This window comes from Pelagibacterium flavum, assembly GCF_025854335.1.
Taxonomy (GTDB): Bacteria; Pseudomonadota; Alphaproteobacteria; order Rhizobiales; family Devosiaceae; genus Pelagibacterium; species Pelagibacterium flavum.
Genome location: NZ_CP107716.1, coordinates 506,099 through 521,158, shown reverse-complemented (window position 1 = coordinate 521,158; position 15,060 = coordinate 506,099). Strand labels below are relative to the sequence as shown.

Annotated in this window: 17 protein-coding genes; 5 read left to right on the top strand and 12 right to left on the bottom strand. The window is 61.6% G+C overall.

The window, feature by feature from the left end:
* Positions 1 to 16: 16 nt before the first annotated feature.
* From OF122_RS02635 to OF122_RS02620, 4 genes are all read right to left on the bottom strand, one after another.
* Positions 17 to 505, bottom strand: a complete 489-nt coding sequence (locus OF122_RS02635) for a chemotaxis protein CheW (protein ID WP_264226305.1) — start codon at positions 503 to 505, stop codon at positions 17 to 19.
* A gap of 164 nt (positions 506 to 669) precedes the next feature.
* On the bottom strand, positions 670 to 2,889 hold the full coding sequence (locus OF122_RS02630) for a chemotaxis protein CheA (RefSeq protein ID WP_264226304.1): 2,220 nt from the start codon (positions 2,887 to 2,889) through the stop codon (positions 670 to 672).
* A 43-nt stretch (positions 2,890 to 2,932) separates the two neighbouring features.
* Entirely contained in the window at positions 2,933 to 3,298 is a 366-nt protein-coding gene (locus OF122_RS02625) for a response regulator (RefSeq protein WP_264227738.1), read from the bottom strand.
* 1 nt (position 3,299) lies between these two features.
* Entirely contained in the window at positions 3,300 to 3,590 is a 291-nt protein-coding gene (locus OF122_RS02620; protein WP_264226303.1) for an STAS domain-containing protein, read from the bottom strand.
* 201 nt (positions 3,591 to 3,791) lie between these two features.
* On the opposite strand from OF122_RS02620, the gene OF122_RS02615 reads away from it, so the two are divergent.
* From OF122_RS02615 to OF122_RS02600, 3 genes are all read left to right on the top strand, one after another.
* A complete protein-coding gene (locus OF122_RS02615; protein WP_264226302.1) occupies positions 3,792 to 5,030 on the top strand; it encodes an MFS transporter in 1,239 nt (412 codons plus the stop codon).
* An 81-nt stretch (positions 5,031 to 5,111) separates the two neighbouring features.
* Positions 5,112 to 5,306, top strand: coding sequence for a heavy-metal-associated domain-containing protein (locus tag OF122_RS02610; protein ID WP_264226301.1), 195 nt, complete (start codon positions 5,112 to 5,114; stop codon positions 5,304 to 5,306).
* A 180-nt stretch (positions 5,307 to 5,486) separates the two neighbouring features.
* On the top strand, positions 5,487 to 6,239 hold the full coding sequence (locus OF122_RS02600) for a glutaredoxin family protein (RefSeq protein ID WP_264226299.1): 753 nt from the start codon (positions 5,487 to 5,489) through the stop codon (positions 6,237 to 6,239).
* Here the strand turns inward: OF122_RS02600 and OF122_RS02595 are convergent.
* From OF122_RS02595 to OF122_RS02580, 4 genes are all read right to left on the bottom strand, one after another.
* Positions 6,214 to 7,320 (bottom strand): bifunctional transcriptional activator/DNA repair enzyme AdaA, encoded by a 1,107-nt coding sequence (locus OF122_RS02595; protein ID WP_264226298.1) that lies wholly within the window; start codon positions 7,318 to 7,320, stop codon positions 6,214 to 6,216. The two genes, OF122_RS02600 and OF122_RS02595, sit on opposite strands and share 26 nt — an antisense overlap.
* A gap of 50 nt (positions 7,321 to 7,370) precedes the next feature.
* The gene (locus tag OF122_RS02590) at positions 7,371 to 8,549 is read right to left on the bottom strand and encodes an SGNH/GDSL hydrolase family protein (protein ID WP_264226297.1); all 1,179 of its coding nucleotides are present in this window, start codon (positions 8,547 to 8,549) and stop codon (positions 7,371 to 7,373) included.
* A 35-nt stretch (positions 8,550 to 8,584) separates the two neighbouring features.
* Entirely contained in the window at positions 8,585 to 9,154 is a 570-nt protein-coding gene (locus OF122_RS02585; protein WP_264226296.1) for a TetR/AcrR family transcriptional regulator, read from the bottom strand.
* A 103-nt stretch (positions 9,155 to 9,257) separates the two neighbouring features.
* A complete protein-coding gene (locus OF122_RS02580; protein WP_264226295.1) occupies positions 9,258 to 9,785 on the bottom strand; it encodes an NADPH-dependent FMN reductase in 528 nt (175 codons plus the stop codon).
* 107 nt (positions 9,786 to 9,892) lie between these two features.
* On the opposite strand from OF122_RS02580, the gene OF122_RS02575 reads away from it, so the two are divergent.
* Both OF122_RS02575 and OF122_RS02570 read left to right on the top strand, forming a co-directional pair.
* Positions 9,893 to 10,357 carry a GNAT family N-acetyltransferase gene (locus OF122_RS02575; protein ID WP_319019385.1) on the top strand — a complete coding sequence of 155 codons (465 nt, stop codon included), beginning with the start codon at positions 9,893 to 9,895 and terminating at the stop codon, positions 10,355 to 10,357.
* 105 nt (positions 10,358 to 10,462) lie between these two features.
* Entirely contained in the window at positions 10,463 to 11,065 is a 603-nt protein-coding gene (locus tag OF122_RS02570) for a nitroreductase family protein (RefSeq protein WP_264226293.1), read from the top strand.
* 140 nt (positions 11,066 to 11,205) lie between these two features.
* On the opposite strand, the gene OF122_RS02565 is transcribed toward OF122_RS02570, so the two are convergent.
* The 4 genes from OF122_RS02565 to OF122_RS02550 form a co-directional block, all read right to left on the bottom strand.
* Entirely contained in the window at positions 11,206 to 12,501 is a 1,296-nt protein-coding gene (locus OF122_RS02565; protein WP_264226292.1) for a TRAP transporter large permease, read from the bottom strand.
* Entirely contained in the window at positions 12,494 to 13,012 is a 519-nt protein-coding gene (locus OF122_RS02560) for a TRAP transporter small permease (protein ID WP_264226291.1), read from the bottom strand. Before OF122_RS02560 ends, OF122_RS02565 begins: the two co-directional genes overlap by 8 nt.
* 105 nt (positions 13,013 to 13,117) lie before the next feature.
* Entirely contained in the window at positions 13,118 to 14,131 is a 1,014-nt protein-coding gene (locus tag OF122_RS02555) for a TRAP transporter substrate-binding protein (protein WP_264226290.1), read from the bottom strand.
* Between the two features lie 34 nt (positions 14,132 to 14,165).
* Positions 14,166 to 15,035, bottom strand: coding sequence for an SDR family oxidoreductase (locus OF122_RS02550; RefSeq protein WP_264226289.1), 870 nt, complete (start codon positions 15,033 to 15,035; stop codon positions 14,166 to 14,168).
* Positions 15,036 to 15,060 lie beyond the last annotated feature (25 nt).

Here is a 15,060-nt window from a genome sequence, read left to right as displayed (position 1 = left end):
CGTTCTTGCTGCTCTCTCAGGCGTCGATCTTGGCGCCCGAAACAACGGCGGCCAGGTCGATCAGCCCGACCATGCGGCTGTCATGGGTGACGATCCCGTTCAAGAGCTCGGTATCGACCGAATTGCCCTCGGGCACCGCATGGATGTCGTCCTTGGAAACCGTCAGGATGTCCGAGACCGCATCGACCAGGATGCCGATCCACTTTTCCCCCACGCTCATCACCACCACGACATGGTTCTTTGTGGGGTTGGTCTTGCCATCCCCGAACCGGGCGCGCAGATCGAAGATCGGCACGATGGTGCCGCGCAGATTGATGACCCCGCGCACATATTCGCGCGTATTGGGCAATGGCGTCGCCCCGTTCCAGGCGCGGATTTCGCGCACTGTGGTAATTTCGACGCCATAGATCTGTTCGTCGATGGAAAAGGCAATCAGCTGCAGCGAATTTTGGCTGGCTCCTGCCGTTGTGTCCGAATATTCGTCGCGAAGACCAAGCGCTTCCATGTCGTGACCTCACTGGAACGGGGAGCGTTCTGCCCCCCAAGGTGTCGAGCCTTGCGGCCCCTAGAGCGTTTCCTGGATAAGTGGGTCCCACTTATCCGGTTTAAGAAACGCGACAAAACAAAGACCTAGATCGTTGCGCCGTTTCCATGAAACGGTGAAATGATCTATGCAGCATTCTGATGCGCATTTCCCGACTTGAGAGATTGCACATCAACAATCAACGCAACGTTACCATCGCCAAGGATCGTGCCTCCCGCGATGCCGTCGATGCGTTCAAAATTCTCTTCAAGCGATTTGATGACCACCTGTTGCTGGCCGATGATGTCGTCCACAACCAGCGCGATCTTGGAATTGCCTTCTGCCTCGCACAGCACGACAAACCCCTCCGCGTCGTCCTTTTGCGAGACCATCTGGAACCGGTCGGCCAGATCGACCACCTGCACATATTCCCCGCGCACCTGCAAAACCTTGCCGCCCGAGGGCATATACCCGAAATCGGCGCGCGAATTCTGGATCGTTTCGACAATGGAAGAGAGCGGGATCACATAGGGGCTGCCGGCCACCTTGACCAGCATGACGTCGAGCACGGCCAGCGTTAAGGGCAGGCGCAGCGTCATCCGCGTGCCCTTGCCGGTCCAGCTTCTCACATGCACCGAACCGCCGATCTTTTTGATGTTGGACAGGACAACGTCCATGCCAACGCCACGGCCGGAAATGTCGGAAACCTCCGACGCGGTCGAAAAGCCCGGCGCAAAGATCAGGTTGTCGATCTGCTCCTCGGTCAATTGCTGGTCGGGTCCGACCACGCCGCGCTCGCGGGCGATTTCGAGCACCCGCTCGCGATTGATCCCGCCCCCGTCATCTTCGACGATGATCAGGATATTGCCGCCCGCCTGTTCGGCTGAGAGCCGCACGGTGCCGATTTCGGGCTTGCCGCTCGCCATGCGCTTTTCGGGGGATTCGATCCCGTGGTCGGCCGAATTGCGCACCATATGGGTCAGCGGATCGGAAAGCTGCTCGATCACCGTCTTGTCGATTTCGGTGTTCTCGCCGATGGTTTCGAGCTTGATCTTCTTGCCGGTCTTGGACGCCAGCTCGCGCACCAGGCGCGGCATGCGTGAAAACACCGATTTGACCGGCTGGGCACGGATGGCCATCACGGCGTCCTGCAGCCCGCGGGTTGTCTGGGCCAGAACCTCGATGCCCCGCACCAGCTCCTGATAGCGGTCACGGATGGCGTCATCCATCTGCTGGGTCAACATCGACTGGGTGATGACAAGTTCGCCCACCATGTTGACCACGCGGTCCACCTTGTCGAGATCGACGCGGATCGAGCTCATGCCCACCGGGCGTCCCGATCCGGACTCTTCGGCAGGTTCAGCCGGCTTGGTCGCCATCGGCACCACATTGGGTGCAGCGGACGGTGCCGGTGCATCCCGGGTCTCCTCTGAAACCGGCGGCTCTGGCAAGTCCGCAATCTCGGGCACGACGATATCGTCGGGTTCCCCGCTCGGAATGAACTTGCGCTCGGATTTGGCCTCTTCGGCCAGCGCCGCAAAGCTGGGCAGGTCATCCTCGATCATCACGGGCGCGGCACCGCCTTTTTCGATGACGATTTCGCAATCGCCATCCACGAACTCGAAGACCTCGCGGATCGTTTCTTCGCTTGCCTTGTCCGAAACGAGCGTTATCGTCCACGAGCAATAGACCCCGAACGGCTCGAACGCCGACAGCGCCGGGATCGGGGAGAGGTTCGGCTCGACGCTCATCTCGCCCAGCAAACCCAGTTCGCGGAACAGCAGCAGCGGATCATTGGCCCGCTCGTAGAGCGTGGAAAAGGGCGTGAACTTGATCGTCCACACGCTCGCCCCGTCGGCAGAGGGCGCAACCGAGGCCATGGGCTTGTCGGCGTCGAAATTGACAGCGACGGGCGTGAAATCGATGTCGAAATCGTCCATCGGTTCTTCGTCCTGGGCCGGGTCTGCGCCCGGAGCCGCTTCGCCCCTTGCCAACGCGTCGAACTGGGCTTTTTCCACGGCGCCGTAATCGGCCGCCAGTGTTTCCCCCTCGCGCGCCGCCGTCACGAAATCGGCCACGATGTCGATGGAGCGGATGCAAAGAACGACGACGTCTTCGCTCAATTCCACCCTTCCGTCGCGCACATAGTCGAGCAGCGTTTCAAAGCTGTGGGCGAACTTGACCAGCGCGTCGAACCCGAAGGCCCCGCCACCGCCCTTGATCGAGTGGATGGCCCGGAACACGGCATTGAGCCTGTCCCCGTCCCGGTCACCCTCCTGGATGGCCGAAAACTGCTCCTCGAGTTCGAGCAGCAGTTCGGAACATTCGTCGAAATATGTGGCCTTGAATTCGTCGAGGTCACTCATCTTGTAGCCACAGCCCCCATTGGCGAAGTTATCGCGATCACGTTCAGTGAACGACCTTGTTGATGACCGAAATGAGCTTTTCGGGATCGAACGGCTTGACGATCCAGCCGGTCCCGCCCGCAGCGCGCCCCTGGTCGCGCTTGTCCTGGCTGGTTTCGGTGGTCAGGATCAGGATCGGCAGGCTCTGGTGCTTGCCGGTCGCCCTGACGTTCTTGATGAATTCGATGCCGTCCATCACCGGCATGTTGATGTCGGTGATCACCACATCGACGGCCTCACGCGCCAGGACATCGAGCCCCACCTGCCCATTCTCGGCCTGAAGCACCTCGAACCCGGCATTGGTGAGCGTGTGGTGCAGCATCGCGAGGATGGTCCGCGAATCGTCGACAGTAAGAACGCGCATATCGATACTATCCCTTGAGAACGGGTTCGAACGCCGGGTTTAGCCCCAGCTTTTCGATGGCCGCGACAACCGAGGTGCTCGCGCCCGAGATTGTGAAGGCAAATTTGGCTTTCTTGGCCGTCTCTGCGGCGCTCAAAAGCATGAACAGGGCATTGGTGGAGACGCGTTCGACACCTGAGGCGTCGACATTGACCGATCCTGCCGACAATGCGCCGATCAGCTTTTCGGCAACGTCGTCCAGCGCATCGAGATCGACAATCCGGGGCAGCGCCACGGACTGAACTTGCGATTTCGCCATTTTTCGGCCGTCTCCCGCCCTGTGGTTTAATTGGCCGCAGTTTGTCCATGAAGCGTTTAAGAATTCCTAACCATATCGCTGAAACCGGTTACACTGCGGCTGGCTGCCGAAAGACCGTGCAATATTTTTTTTCAAAAGACCTGTCGGCGACCGCTCATCCCATGCGTCCTCGGTTCAATGTCGCATGGAGGGAACCTCAAAATGGCAAGGCTGCACTATGGCTGGGTGATCGTCGCCACGGGCGCGATAATCACCTGCGTGGCAATGGGGGCGATGTTTGCCCTGCCCGTCTATCTTCAACCCATCGCCGACGAGACCGGCTGGACGCGCGCCGGCATTTCCATGGCCATGACCATCGGCTTTGTCGTCATGGGCGTCGCCGGCTTTGTCTGGGGCACCCTGACCGACCGGATCGGCGCCCGCCCCGTCGTCCTGATCGCCGCCCTGATCTTGGGCGGTGGCCTTTTCCTTTCCAGCACCACATCCGATCTCGTCGTCTTCCAGCTCGCCTATGGCGGGCTTGTCGGCATGGCGGGCGGCGCGTTCTTTGCCCCGCTCATGGCAACCACCGTCGGCTGGTTCGACAAGCACCGCTCGCTCGCCGTGTCCCTGGTCTCGCTGGGCGCCGGTGTCGCCCCCATGATCATGACGCCGTTTGCATCGGTTCTGATCGAAGCCTTCGGCTGGCGCAGCGCCATGTCGATGACCGCCATCGGCGCCACGGCGCTTCTGTTGCCCGCCGGCCTTTTGATCCGCCGCGCACCTCAAACTTCCGAGAACGCCGAACCGGCTCCCGGCCAGGATGTCGCCCCGCAAAAGCCCGCGCCAACCACAGCCTTTGCCGCCCTGCGCACGCCGCAATTTATCGTTCTCGCCGCCACCTTCTTTTTGTGCTGCGCCGCCCATTCGGGCCCGATCTTCCATACGGTGAGCTATGCCATGCTGTGCGGCGTGCCCGCCCTTGCCGCCGCCTCGATCTACAGCGTGGAAGGTCTTGCGGGTCTCTTTGGACGCGTCCTTTTCGGGCTTGCCGCCGACCGGCTGGGGGTCAAGAAAGTCATCATCGCCGGCCTCGCGCTGCAATCGGTCGGCATCTACGCCTATATCTACGTCACCCAGCTGACCGACTTCTACATGCTGGCGGTCGTCCTCGGCATGGCCTATGGCGGGGTGATGCCGCTCTATGCCGTGCTGGCCCGCGACTATTTCGGAGCCCACGTCATGGGCACCGTTCTGGGCGCAGCCGTCATGACCTCATCGATCGGCATGGCCCTCGGCCCTGTCGGGGGTGGCTGGCTCTACGATACCTATGGCAGCTATCATTTCCTCTATATCGCCTCGGCCGCCATCGGCGTCGCCGCCGCCCTGATGGCCCTCGCCTTCCCGCCGCCCAGACAGGTGGACGGATCCCCGACGGCCACCGCTCCGGCGTCGGCCTGACACGGCGACGATTGCCTCTTGACCTTCCCATGATGGGAAGGTCTATCGGTTGCTCCATGAGACACGGCAAAGGAGGCTCTCATGGAGTATCATATCGCGCGCATGTCCTGCGATGGCTGCGTAAAGACCATCACTGATGCCCTCAAGGCGCTCGACGCCTCCAGCCAGGTCACCCCCGATCTGGAGCGAAAGACCATCGCCATCAAGACGTCCGCCAGGCTCACCGACGTCGAAGCCGCGCTGGCCGCCGCCGGCTATCCCGCAACCAAATCCTGACAGGGGCGAGGATGGCGAAAACCCCCGCGCCCATCGTCATGGCCGTCACTGCCTTTTGGGAACCGACCCGCGGGGTCGCGCTTTGGCCATCCAGGTGATTGCCGCACAGGAAGCGGAAATCGAAAAAATGCGGCAATGGCTGGCCGAACGCAGCCATTGAGCCGCAGGAAAGTTTTTCAGATGACCTCGAAAACCGCCCAGCTCTACCGCATGGACACCACCGAGCACACCTGCCCGTGGGGTCTGAAATCCCTCGACCTGCTCAAGCGCAACGGCTTTGAGGTCGAAGATCACCGCCTGACCTCACGCGAGCAGACCGACGCCTTCAAGTCCGAGCATAACGTTGAAACCACGCCCCAGGCCTTCATCAACGACCAGCGGATCGGCGGCTATGAAGAGCTTGAGGAATTCTTCGGCAAGGCGCCAAAGGACAAGGACGCGCCCACCTACACCCCGGTGATCGCGCTGTTCGCCATGGCCGCGCTGATGGCCCTTGCCACCAGTTGGGCCGCGTTCGGCTCCCTTGTCACCGTCCAGGCCGCCGAATGGTTCATCGCCTTTTCCATGTGTCTTCTGGCCCTTCAGAAGCTGCGCGATGTCGATGGCTTTGCCACAATGTTCCTCAATTACGACTTGCTGGCCCAGCGCTGGGTGCCCTATGGCAAGGTCTATCCCTTCGCCGAGGGTCTGGCCGGCATACTGATGATTTCCGGCGCTCTCATGTGGCTCTCCATTCCTCTCGCCCTGTTCATCGGCACCATCGGCGCGGTCTCTGTGTTCAAGGCCGTCTATGTCGACAAGCGTGAGCTCAAATGCGCCTGCGTCGGTGGCGACAGCAACGTGCCTCTGGGCTTTGTTTCACTCACCGAGAATCTCATGATGGTCGCCATGGCGCTCTGGATGCTCTTCAAACCGATAGGTGTGGGGCTTTAGCCCCAGATTCCCTCTCGGCGTCCCGCCGCTCCGCCCGGTACTGGCGCTCGATCTCGAGCAGCCGCTGCTTGCGCCACAACCCGCCGCCATAGCCGGTCAGCGCCCCGTCCGCCCCGATCACCCGATGGCATGGCACGACCAGGGCAATGGTATTGGCTCCATTGGCCCGCGCAACCGCCCGCACCGCCGAGGGCCGCCCGATTGCCTCGGCGATCTGCCCATAGCTCCGCGTCTGCCCGGCCGGTATGGCGCGCAACGCCGCCCACACCTTCCGGGTAAACGCGCTGCCCTCCTGATGAAGCGGCGTTTCGAACCGCGCCGAGCGCCCCGCGAAAAAATCGCCCAGCTCGGCCGCCACCTGCTCGATCGGCCCGGTCCGGCCCAGCCCGATGCTCCCTTTGGCCGCTGCCCTCAGTCGCTTGAGCTCTCCCGGCAACGCCTTTCTGTCGATAAATTCGAGAAGATGGAGATGGGTCGAACTCGCGACCGCGATCATGTCGCCCAGCGGGGTCGCAATCCAGCTTGCCCGCAACAGCCCGTCCCGGCTCAGATCCCCCGGCGCGCAGCCAAGGATACGGGCAAAGGCGGCGCGGAACGCGCTGGGGGAATCAAACCCGGCCTCGTGCTGCGCCGTCACCACCTTGCCGCCTTCGGCCAGCGTCTCGAACCCTTCGCGCAGCCTGCGCTGGCGGGCGATCTCGAGAAACGTCATGCCGAAATGCCGCTTGAAACTGCGCCGCACCGTGGAAAGGTCATAGCCCATCTCCACAACATGACGCTCCGTCCAGCGCCTCTCGGGCCGCCCATCGAGCGCTTCGAGCAGCCCCTTGACCACAGGATCGTCCGCCGCTGCCGCCTGCATCGGGTGGCAGCGCTTGCAGGGCCGAAACCCCGCTTCGATACATTCCCCGATGCTCGCCCGGAAAATGCAGTTCTCCGATAACGGCTTGCGCGCCGGACAGGTCAGCCGGCAGAAAATCCCGGTCGAAGACACACAGACAAAAGCTTGCCCGTCAAACCGCGCATCGCGCTCAATCAGCGCCCGGTAAAGTGTTTCATGGTCTGGAAGATCAAACAGCATGCAACCTTGATACCATCCAGATAACCGCCTGTCGGTCTGAAATCGGGCGCCTATTTCAATTGACCGCGCCAGATGCCGCCTTCAGAGAACATGGCATCGGCAAAACGCTCACCCATCATTTTGTGCGTATCGCCATCGGGATGGAGCGCATCGGGCAACGGCAAAATCTTGGTGTCGGCCTCGCCATAAAGCATCCTGCCATCGAGATAGACGATATTGGGATCGGATGCCGCCCGCCGGGCAACAATTGCTTCAAGCTGCTCGCGAATGACCGACAGCGTGAGCTTGCCCTGCGCCACCTCATCGCAATTGCCTCGAGCGACAAACGCCACCCTGCCCTCACCGAGCGCCTCCATGTCAAAGGCCCCCGGCCCCGGCGTTGTCTCGTGAATGGGGCAATAGATCGGAGACACAACAACCAGCGGGGTATGCTTGTGCCCTTCGCGGATCGTATCGAGAAACCCATGCACCGCCGGCCCGAAGGCACGCAGGCGCATGAGGTCGGCATTGACGATATTGATGCCGATCTTGAGGCTGATGAAGTCGGCCGGCGTGTCCCGCATGGTGCGCGCCGTAAACGGATCGAGCAGCGCACCGCCGCCAAAGCCCAGATTCACAAGATCCACCTTGGCCCTCAGCGCCGCAACCGCCGGCCATATTCCTGTCGGCGTCCCCGCGTTGGATCCCTGACTGATCGAACTGCCATGATGCAGCCAGACGGGGCGGTTCAAATCTGTCACCGGTTCGACCGGCGCGTCGGTCCTTAGACCAACCAGCTCGGTCGTCTCGTCATGGGGAAGCCAGATTTCCACGATCTTTTCCCGCACAGGAAGGCCCGAAAATCTCAGCGTTCCCGGCCCGCCCTGTTCCAGGTTGGCGGCCCCGGTGGCCGGATCGATCCTGAGGATCCTGCCGCCTGAAACGCTCCCCTGACGATCCAGCTTTCCATCGATGACCAGATCGTACACCCCGTCGGGCCGTGCCGGCAGGCCCACATAAACCCGTTTGGTGGGCAGCGTGTCGAGTTCGATTATGCTCGCCGTCGTGCGAAAGACAAGCCGCACGCCCGAGGGTTGGGCTTCCACCATCAGGATCTGTCCATCGGCGCACTGGGCCCGCGCCCATTGCAGAAGACGGTGCGGCAACAGTCCCGCCGAGGTGCGCTCAATCTCGATGGCCCCTCGGATGAACACATCCGAATGCGGCGTTGTAATCAGGTCTTTGGTCATTCTCGGTCTTCGCAATTGAGGGAAGTTCGTCGCATTCAGGCTCTGGACCAGCTTCGCAAGGCGGCATCGAGCGCATCGAGCGCGTACTGCCAGGAAAGCCGGGCGTCGGGATCGCTGTGAGCAAAACTGCCGGCCAGTTCGAGCATCGGATACCCCAGAAAGACACTGCCCAGCAGGCGGACCGCATGAACCTGATCGGTTTCGCTCAGCCCGTAGCCGCGCAGGAGGTTGCGGGTGATACGCGAAACGCGCGCTCCGCCGCTCTCTCTGGCCGCGCTTTGGTCCAGCCGATGGCGCGCCGCCTCGAAAAGGCCGGGATGATGGTGGGCGAAATCGCGGTGCACATTGGCCACCGCCACCAGCGCGTCCTTGCCCGCCCGGCCGGCCACGGCCTCTTCGGCGCGATCTGCAAGCAGGTCGAGCCCGAACAGCGCCACGCGCACCTTGAGGTCATCCGAGTTTTCCAGGTGCGAATAAAGGCTCGCCAGCTTGACATCGAACCGGCGTGCCAGAGCGGCCAGCGTGAGATTGCCAAACCCAATCTCGTCGGCCATCTCCGCCGCCGCCTGCACCAGAACGTCCTTGTTCAACCCTGCTCGGGGCATGTTCAACCTCAAAGCTAATCCAATCAGGTTAAAACCTAATGATATTAGCTTTGTCAAGAACTGGCATTGTTTTGCTGGCGGTCGAAAGTCTTCTTCGAACTTTTTAGCGCCCGCAATATCGAGCGAAACTCTCTACAAACGCGGCGACCACCTGGCGGTTGTCGGGCTGTTCGAAATGGGCGGCGATCTCCTCGGGCGACTTTTTCATGAGCTGGAAGCGCACGAACAGATCTTGGGAAAAACGTGTGCTCACAGTCGACAAAACCGTGCGGATCTGGCCCAGCATATCGTCTCCACGGTGCGAGGCGTGCATGAGAGCAATGGGTTTGTCGATGATCTCATCGCGCGACACCAGCCAGTCGATGGCATTCTTCAGACCGCCCGGAATTGCTCTGACATATTCAGGACTGGATATGATCACCCCGTCGCTGCGGGCCACAAGGGCGGCAAAGTTTTCAACCGGCTCCGGCAGGGAGCCGGATTCGAGATCGGGCGAAAAGACCGGCAGATCGGCAATCGCATCAAACACCGTGACCTCATGGCCCGGTCGCGCAATCGCCGACACCGCCCGCAGCATCGCCGTGTTTGTGGATGCTTTTCGGCCACTGCCCGAAATCGCGAGAAGGTTCATCCATTTCTCTCCCAAATGCCCTGCTTTGCGCCAAAGCTGACCTAAGTCACACCTCCTGGTAAAGTGAACCCATGACATTGGCCAATTATCGTTTTCGACCCGCGGCAATGAGCGACTTGCCCCTGCTCGTAACCTGGCAGGGCTTTTCACACGTCCGCGCATGGTGGGGCAACGACGAGCCTTTCGACGAGGAGCAGTTGCGCGACACCCGCGTTTCAAGATGGATTGTCGAACTGGATGGAAACCCGTTCGCATATATGCAGGACTATTCGGTTCATGGATGGCCAGGGCATCATTTCGGACACCTTCCTCCGCGGTCGCGCGGGATAGACCAGTATATCGGTGATCCGGCGATGATCGGTCTCGGTCACGGCACAGGCTTTATCGGACAAAGGATGGATTACCTCTTTGCCGCCGGCGTTCCCATAATCGCCGTCGATCCGCATCCGCTAAACACAAGGGCCATCGCGGTCTATCAAAAGCTCGGATTTCAGATTGTCGGCGCCGAACAGCAAACGCCGTGGGGCCTCGTTCTGCCCATGGAAGCCCGACCACCCCGACGCGGGAGATGACCCCTTATGCCCGCAGCCGCCGTTTGAATGTGCGCTTTGGCCCATTCTCACCGATGTTGCAGCCAGGGGTTGTGTCTGGCAGTGCGATCGTCATTATACGGACCGATGACCGACCTTACCATCAATGATGCCCTCGCCCGCCGCCGCACCGTTCGGGACTTCAGCGACGAGCAAATTCCTCTCGAGGCCTTGAAGCGGCTGGCTTGGGCAGCGCAAGGCATCACATCTTCAGACGGCAAGCGGACGGCCCCTTCGGCCCATGCGCTCCATCCCCTTGAACTTTTTTGCCTTCCAAACCGCGTAGAGGGCTTGTCCCAGAGCCTCTATCAGCTTGACTCGAGCGATCTGGACCTTAGACACATCGATGCACGAGATGATCTCCGCGACAGGCTAAGACACGCTTGTATTGATGCCCCGTCCTGGATCACCCAAGCGGCATGCATCGTCGCGGTCTGCGCGGACATGGTCGCTCCAAGCCGTGCGTTCGCCGACCAGAGGCCGTTCGGAAGCCGCGGTACGCGGTATGTGTATCTGGAGGCCGGAGCCGCAGCCCAGAACCTTCATCTTCAAGCCGTGGCGGAGGGGCTTGGGTGCGTCTGGGTGGGAGGTTTCGACGATGAAGCATGCGCCGACATACTCGGACTGCCCAGCCCACTCATGCCCCTTGTTCTGATCTGCATCGGCTATCCGGCAGCAAGTGCACACTAGAGCTGCACAGGAAAGTCTGTGTCAGATCGCCCGCCGGCTTCCCATCGCCTCCGCGCGGCCCGGCGCGTTATCCTGCTCATGGCCGTTGTGTCGCAAGGGCAGAGCCGAGAGCGCGTGAAGTCGTCAAACGGGCACACTCTTCATCCCATCGTTTGGGGCAGAAACAGGACGATCGCCGGGAATGCAACCAGGAGCACCAGCCGAAGGACGTCGGTGACCACAAAGGGAAGGACACCCTTGAATATCTGGACCAGGCCGACCTGACGCGCAATCGATTTGATCACGAAGACGTTCATCCCGACGGGCGGCGTGATCATGCCCAACTCGACGGTCATGACAACAATCACACCGAACCAGATCGGGTCGAAGCCGAGGGCGATAATGACGGGATAAACGATTGGCACCATGAGGATGATCATCGCCATGGCGTCGAGGAAACATCCCATCACGACGAACAGGGCAAGAATGAACCCAAGTGTGCCATAGGCTCCCAAACCGAGATCAACCAGGGTCTGAGTGAGTTTTTGAGGCACCTGGGTGACCGCCAGGAAATATCCGAAGATGATCGCCCCGATAAGAATTGTGTAAACAGCGACGGAGGTCCTGAGCGCCTCGACAAGGCTCTCCATCAACGAGCGCATATCCAGGCGGCGCCTCACGAACCCGATCAGACCGGTGAGCACCGCGCCTACCGCTGCCGCTTCGGTGGCGGTGACCACGCCGAGATAGATCGAGACGATGACGGCAACAAACAACAGCGCTATCGCCCATACGTCGCGCATCGCGGCCAGGGCTTCGCGCCACGAAAAGGCGCTTCCCTTGGGCAAGTGCCGCCCGTACCACAAGCGTACGGTCACCAGATACATGATGACGGCGAGAAGCCCCGGGACGATGCCGGCGATGAAAAGCGCGCCGATATCCTGCTCGGTGATGTACCCGTAGATCGCAAGCACCACGGACGGCGGAATCAGAATGCCCAGGGTGCCGCCGGCCGCGATGATCCCGGTGGCAACATCATCGCCGTAGCCTGCCCGCTTCATTTCCGGATAGGCGATGTTGGTCATGGTTGCCGCTGTCGCAACTGACGAGCCGCAAATGGCGGCAAACCCCGCACAGGCGCCGATCGTGGCCATGCCCAGCCCGCCCTTCATCGAGCCGGTGACGGCGCTGGCCGCCCGGAACAGCTCACGGCTCATGCCCGATCGTGTGGCCAACACGCCCATCAGGATGAAAAACGGGATCAGGGTGAGGTTGAAATCTGTAACCGTGCGCAGGGGCGAGGTCGCCAACAGGTTGAGGGCCGGCGCCCAACCGGCAATGAGCCCGAACCCTCCGACGCCGACAAGACCCATGGCAACGCCAATCGGAACGCGGATGAGCATCAGAACAAAGAGCGCCGCAAACCCTGACAGCGCCACAAGATCGGCCTCAGCCATGACCAGCCCCCTCGTCCTGACCATCGTAGGATTCATGGGCTTCGAGCCCCTCGCCATGGCGCAGGATCCGCCAGAGCCGGCCAACCGTCATGGCGAGCGCCATGATCAGCCCCACGAGAATTGCGGCGAGGAAGGGCCAGTGCGGAAGTCGCAGATCCATGGTCAGTTCGCCACGCGGCCATTGCGAGATCAGTCGCCCGCCGATCTTCCAGGTCATGGCGCCGGTAAAGACAAGCAGGGCCAGCCAGGCTGCAATATCGAGCCATTTCCGCACGCGCGGCGGCAGTCCATGGGCGAGCAGATCGACCTTGATATGGCTGCCCCGATAGGCGACCGAGGCAAATCCCCACATGACCGCCACCGCAAGTGTGAGGCGGGAGAGGTCGAACGCATCGGGCACAGGCCGCGCAAACAGGTAGCGCCCAATGGCCGATACAAAGATCAGAAGCGTCACAAGCCCGAGCATGACCGCTGCGATCTTTTCGACAAGGCCGACGGCCCTCGAAGCCACTGACGAACGCTCTAGTGATTGGCGGGACATCAATGCCTCACATCCATTGGCGACGGGTGTTCGGGAGGCCGACAGGCAGCCTCCCGCGGTTTTCTGACCCGCAGATCAGTAGGCGCTATCGTTGGCCGCCAGGGCGTCCTTGAGCCCGTTGAACACGACCTCGGAATCGTACCCGGCTGCGTCCACCGCCTCCAGCGCTCCGACGACAGTCGCCTCGGCGGCTTCGCGCCAAAGCGCGAGTTCATCATCGGAGGGCATGAAGACCTCGTGATCGGGGCTATCAATCATTTCCTGCCGAACGCCTTCATCATAGATGGCCCAGCCTTCCGAGAAGCGCTGCGACCATTCCGGCGTGCAGTGGTCGTCGATGATCTGCTTTTGGCTGTCGGACAGGCGATCGTAGCTCCCCTGGTTGAACAGCATGACCTGCGAGGAGAGGTAGAGGGGCATGTCGTTGTGGAATTTCGTTACCTCGGCGAGGTTGAACACCTTCATCGCCTCATAGGGAATGGTGACCGCGTCGGCCGTACCACGGGCAATCGCTTCACGCGCCTCCGGAGCGGGCACCTGAACCGAGGACCCGCCAAGCGAATTGATGAACCGCGCCATGGTCGAGTGCGCGGGCCGCACATTGAGACCACTGACATCGGCCGGCACCCGAATGGGCATGTTGCCATGGAAGCGGCCGGGCTCATGGGGATTGACGAGACAGAAATAGACATCGCCCATCTCGGCCTCGGCGTAGTCGCCCTGGTACCACTCATGGATGGCTTTGCCGGCGGCCGGGCCGGTGCTGGACAGGAATGGCAGGCCGGTCAGTTCATAGATCGGGAAGCGACCGGCGGTGTATCCCGGATTTACGTAACCGATGTCCACGATACCGTCGCGGGTCATGTCATAGTGGTCCGGAGCAGCGCCCAGCTGCTGGGCCGGGAAAATCTCGAACTGGATCTCCCCACTGGACGCTTCGGTGATCGATTGCGTCCACTCCGTCATCCCGGTCTGCGGGACAGCGTGCTGGGGTGGCAGCCAATGCGACAAACGCAAGGTGACCTCCTGGGCCTGCACACCCATGCAGGCGACCAGGACGGTGGTTGATGCAATTAGCAGTCGTTTCATTTTTAGTCCTCCCGTTGCGCGCCTCCTCCGGGCGCTAGTTGAATTCGATACCGACATCCTGAAACTGTTCACCAAGCGACCCCTCGAGCGCTTCGGCCAAAGTGTCGGCGGTCCAGCCCCCCGACCGGAGGCGGTAGTCTGCCTCTCTCGGGTGCGTCCAGATCGACATCCTGTCTCCCCCGATCCCGATACATTGGCCGGTGACGTGGAACGAGTGATCTGAGGCGAGGTACACAAAGGCGGGCGCGACATCGTCCGGCCCTCCGATGCCCCACTCTTCACGAAACTTGGGGGGGACCGGCTCGCCCTTTTCCAGCATCTCTGCCAGGAGCGCCAACGCCGGAACTGTCTGCGTCATGGCGGTCAAGGCATTGGGAACGATCGCATTGACCGTGACATCGTAACGCTTGAGCTCGAGCGCCCATGTGCGCGCCATGCCCGCAATACCCGCCTTGGCGGCGCTATAGGCGGTTTGGCCGAAATTGCCCCGTTGCCCGGCGATCGATGAGACCAGGATCAGCCGCCCGCCCTGCCCTGCTTGCCGAAAATGGCGCGCGGCGGCTCGCGCGCAGGTAAACGTGCCGCGCAAATGTGTTTCGATGACCGCGTCGAAGTCTTCGTCGGTCGTGTTCCAGAGCACCCGGTCTCTGAGAATACCCGCATTGCAGGCCATGACGTCGAGCCGGCCAAAGACCTCTATGGCCCTGGCGACGCCTGCATCGGCAGCATCGGCCGAACCGATGGCGGCGATGTAAGGCGCAGCGCGCCCATCCTGGGCCTCGATTGCTTGCACAACGGCCTGCGCGGCATCGGCATCGACGTCGTTGACCAGCACGGCCGCGCCTGCTGCAGCCATGGCCAGCGCCGCCGCGCGGCCGATGCCGCGCCCGGCTCCGGTGATCATGACAACCCGCCCCGCGAGCGGCAAA

Coding starts and splice junctions, on each gene's coding strand:
- OF122_RS02635 (WP_264226305.1), bottom strand. CDS start 505: ATGGAAGCGCTTGGTCTTCGCGACGAATATTCGGACACAACGGCAGGA.
- OF122_RS02630 (WP_264226304.1), bottom strand. CDS start 2,889: ATGAGTGACCTCGACGAATTCAAGGCCACATATTTCGACGAATGTTCC.
- OF122_RS02620 (WP_264226303.1), bottom strand. CDS start 3,590: ATGGCGAAATCGCAAGTTCAGTCCGTGGCGCTGCCCCGGATTGTCGAT.
- OF122_RS02615 (WP_264226302.1), top strand. CDS start 3,792: ATGGCAAGGCTGCACTATGGCTGGGTGATCGTCGCCACGGGCGCGATA.
- OF122_RS02610 (WP_264226301.1), top strand. CDS start 5,112: ATGGAGTATCATATCGCGCGCATGTCCTGCGATGGCTGCGTAAAGACC.
- OF122_RS02600 (WP_264226299.1), top strand. CDS start 5,487: ATGACCTCGAAAACCGCCCAGCTCTACCGCATGGACACCACCGAGCAC.
- OF122_RS02595 (WP_264226298.1), bottom strand. CDS start 7,320: ATGCTGTTTGATCTTCCAGACCATGAAACACTTTACCGGGCGCTGATT.
- OF122_RS02590 (WP_264226297.1), bottom strand. CDS start 8,549: ATGACCAAAGACCTGATTACAACGCCGCATTCGGATGTGTTCATCCGA.
- OF122_RS02585 (WP_264226296.1), bottom strand. CDS start 9,154: ATGCCCCGAGCAGGGTTGAACAAGGACGTTCTGGTGCAGGCGGCGGCG.
- OF122_RS02580 (WP_264226295.1), bottom strand. CDS start 9,785: ATGAACCTTCTCGCGATTTCGGGCAGTGGCCGAAAAGCATCCACAAAC.
- OF122_RS02575 (WP_319019385.1), top strand. CDS start 9,893: ATGAGCGACTTGCCCCTGCTCGTAACCTGGCAGGGCTTTTCACACGTC.
- OF122_RS02570 (WP_264226293.1), top strand. CDS start 10,463: ATGACCGACCTTACCATCAATGATGCCCTCGCCCGCCGCCGCACCGTT.
- OF122_RS02565 (WP_264226292.1), bottom strand. CDS start 12,501: ATGGCTGAGGCCGATCTTGTGGCGCTGTCAGGGTTTGCGGCGCTCTTT.
- OF122_RS02555 (WP_264226290.1), bottom strand. CDS start 14,131: ATGAAACGACTGCTAATTGCATCAACCACCGTCCTGGTCGCCTGCATG.
- OF122_RS02550 (WP_264226289.1), bottom strand. CDS start 15,035: ATGATCACCGGAGCCGGGCGCGGCATCGGCCGCGCGGCGGCGCTGGCC.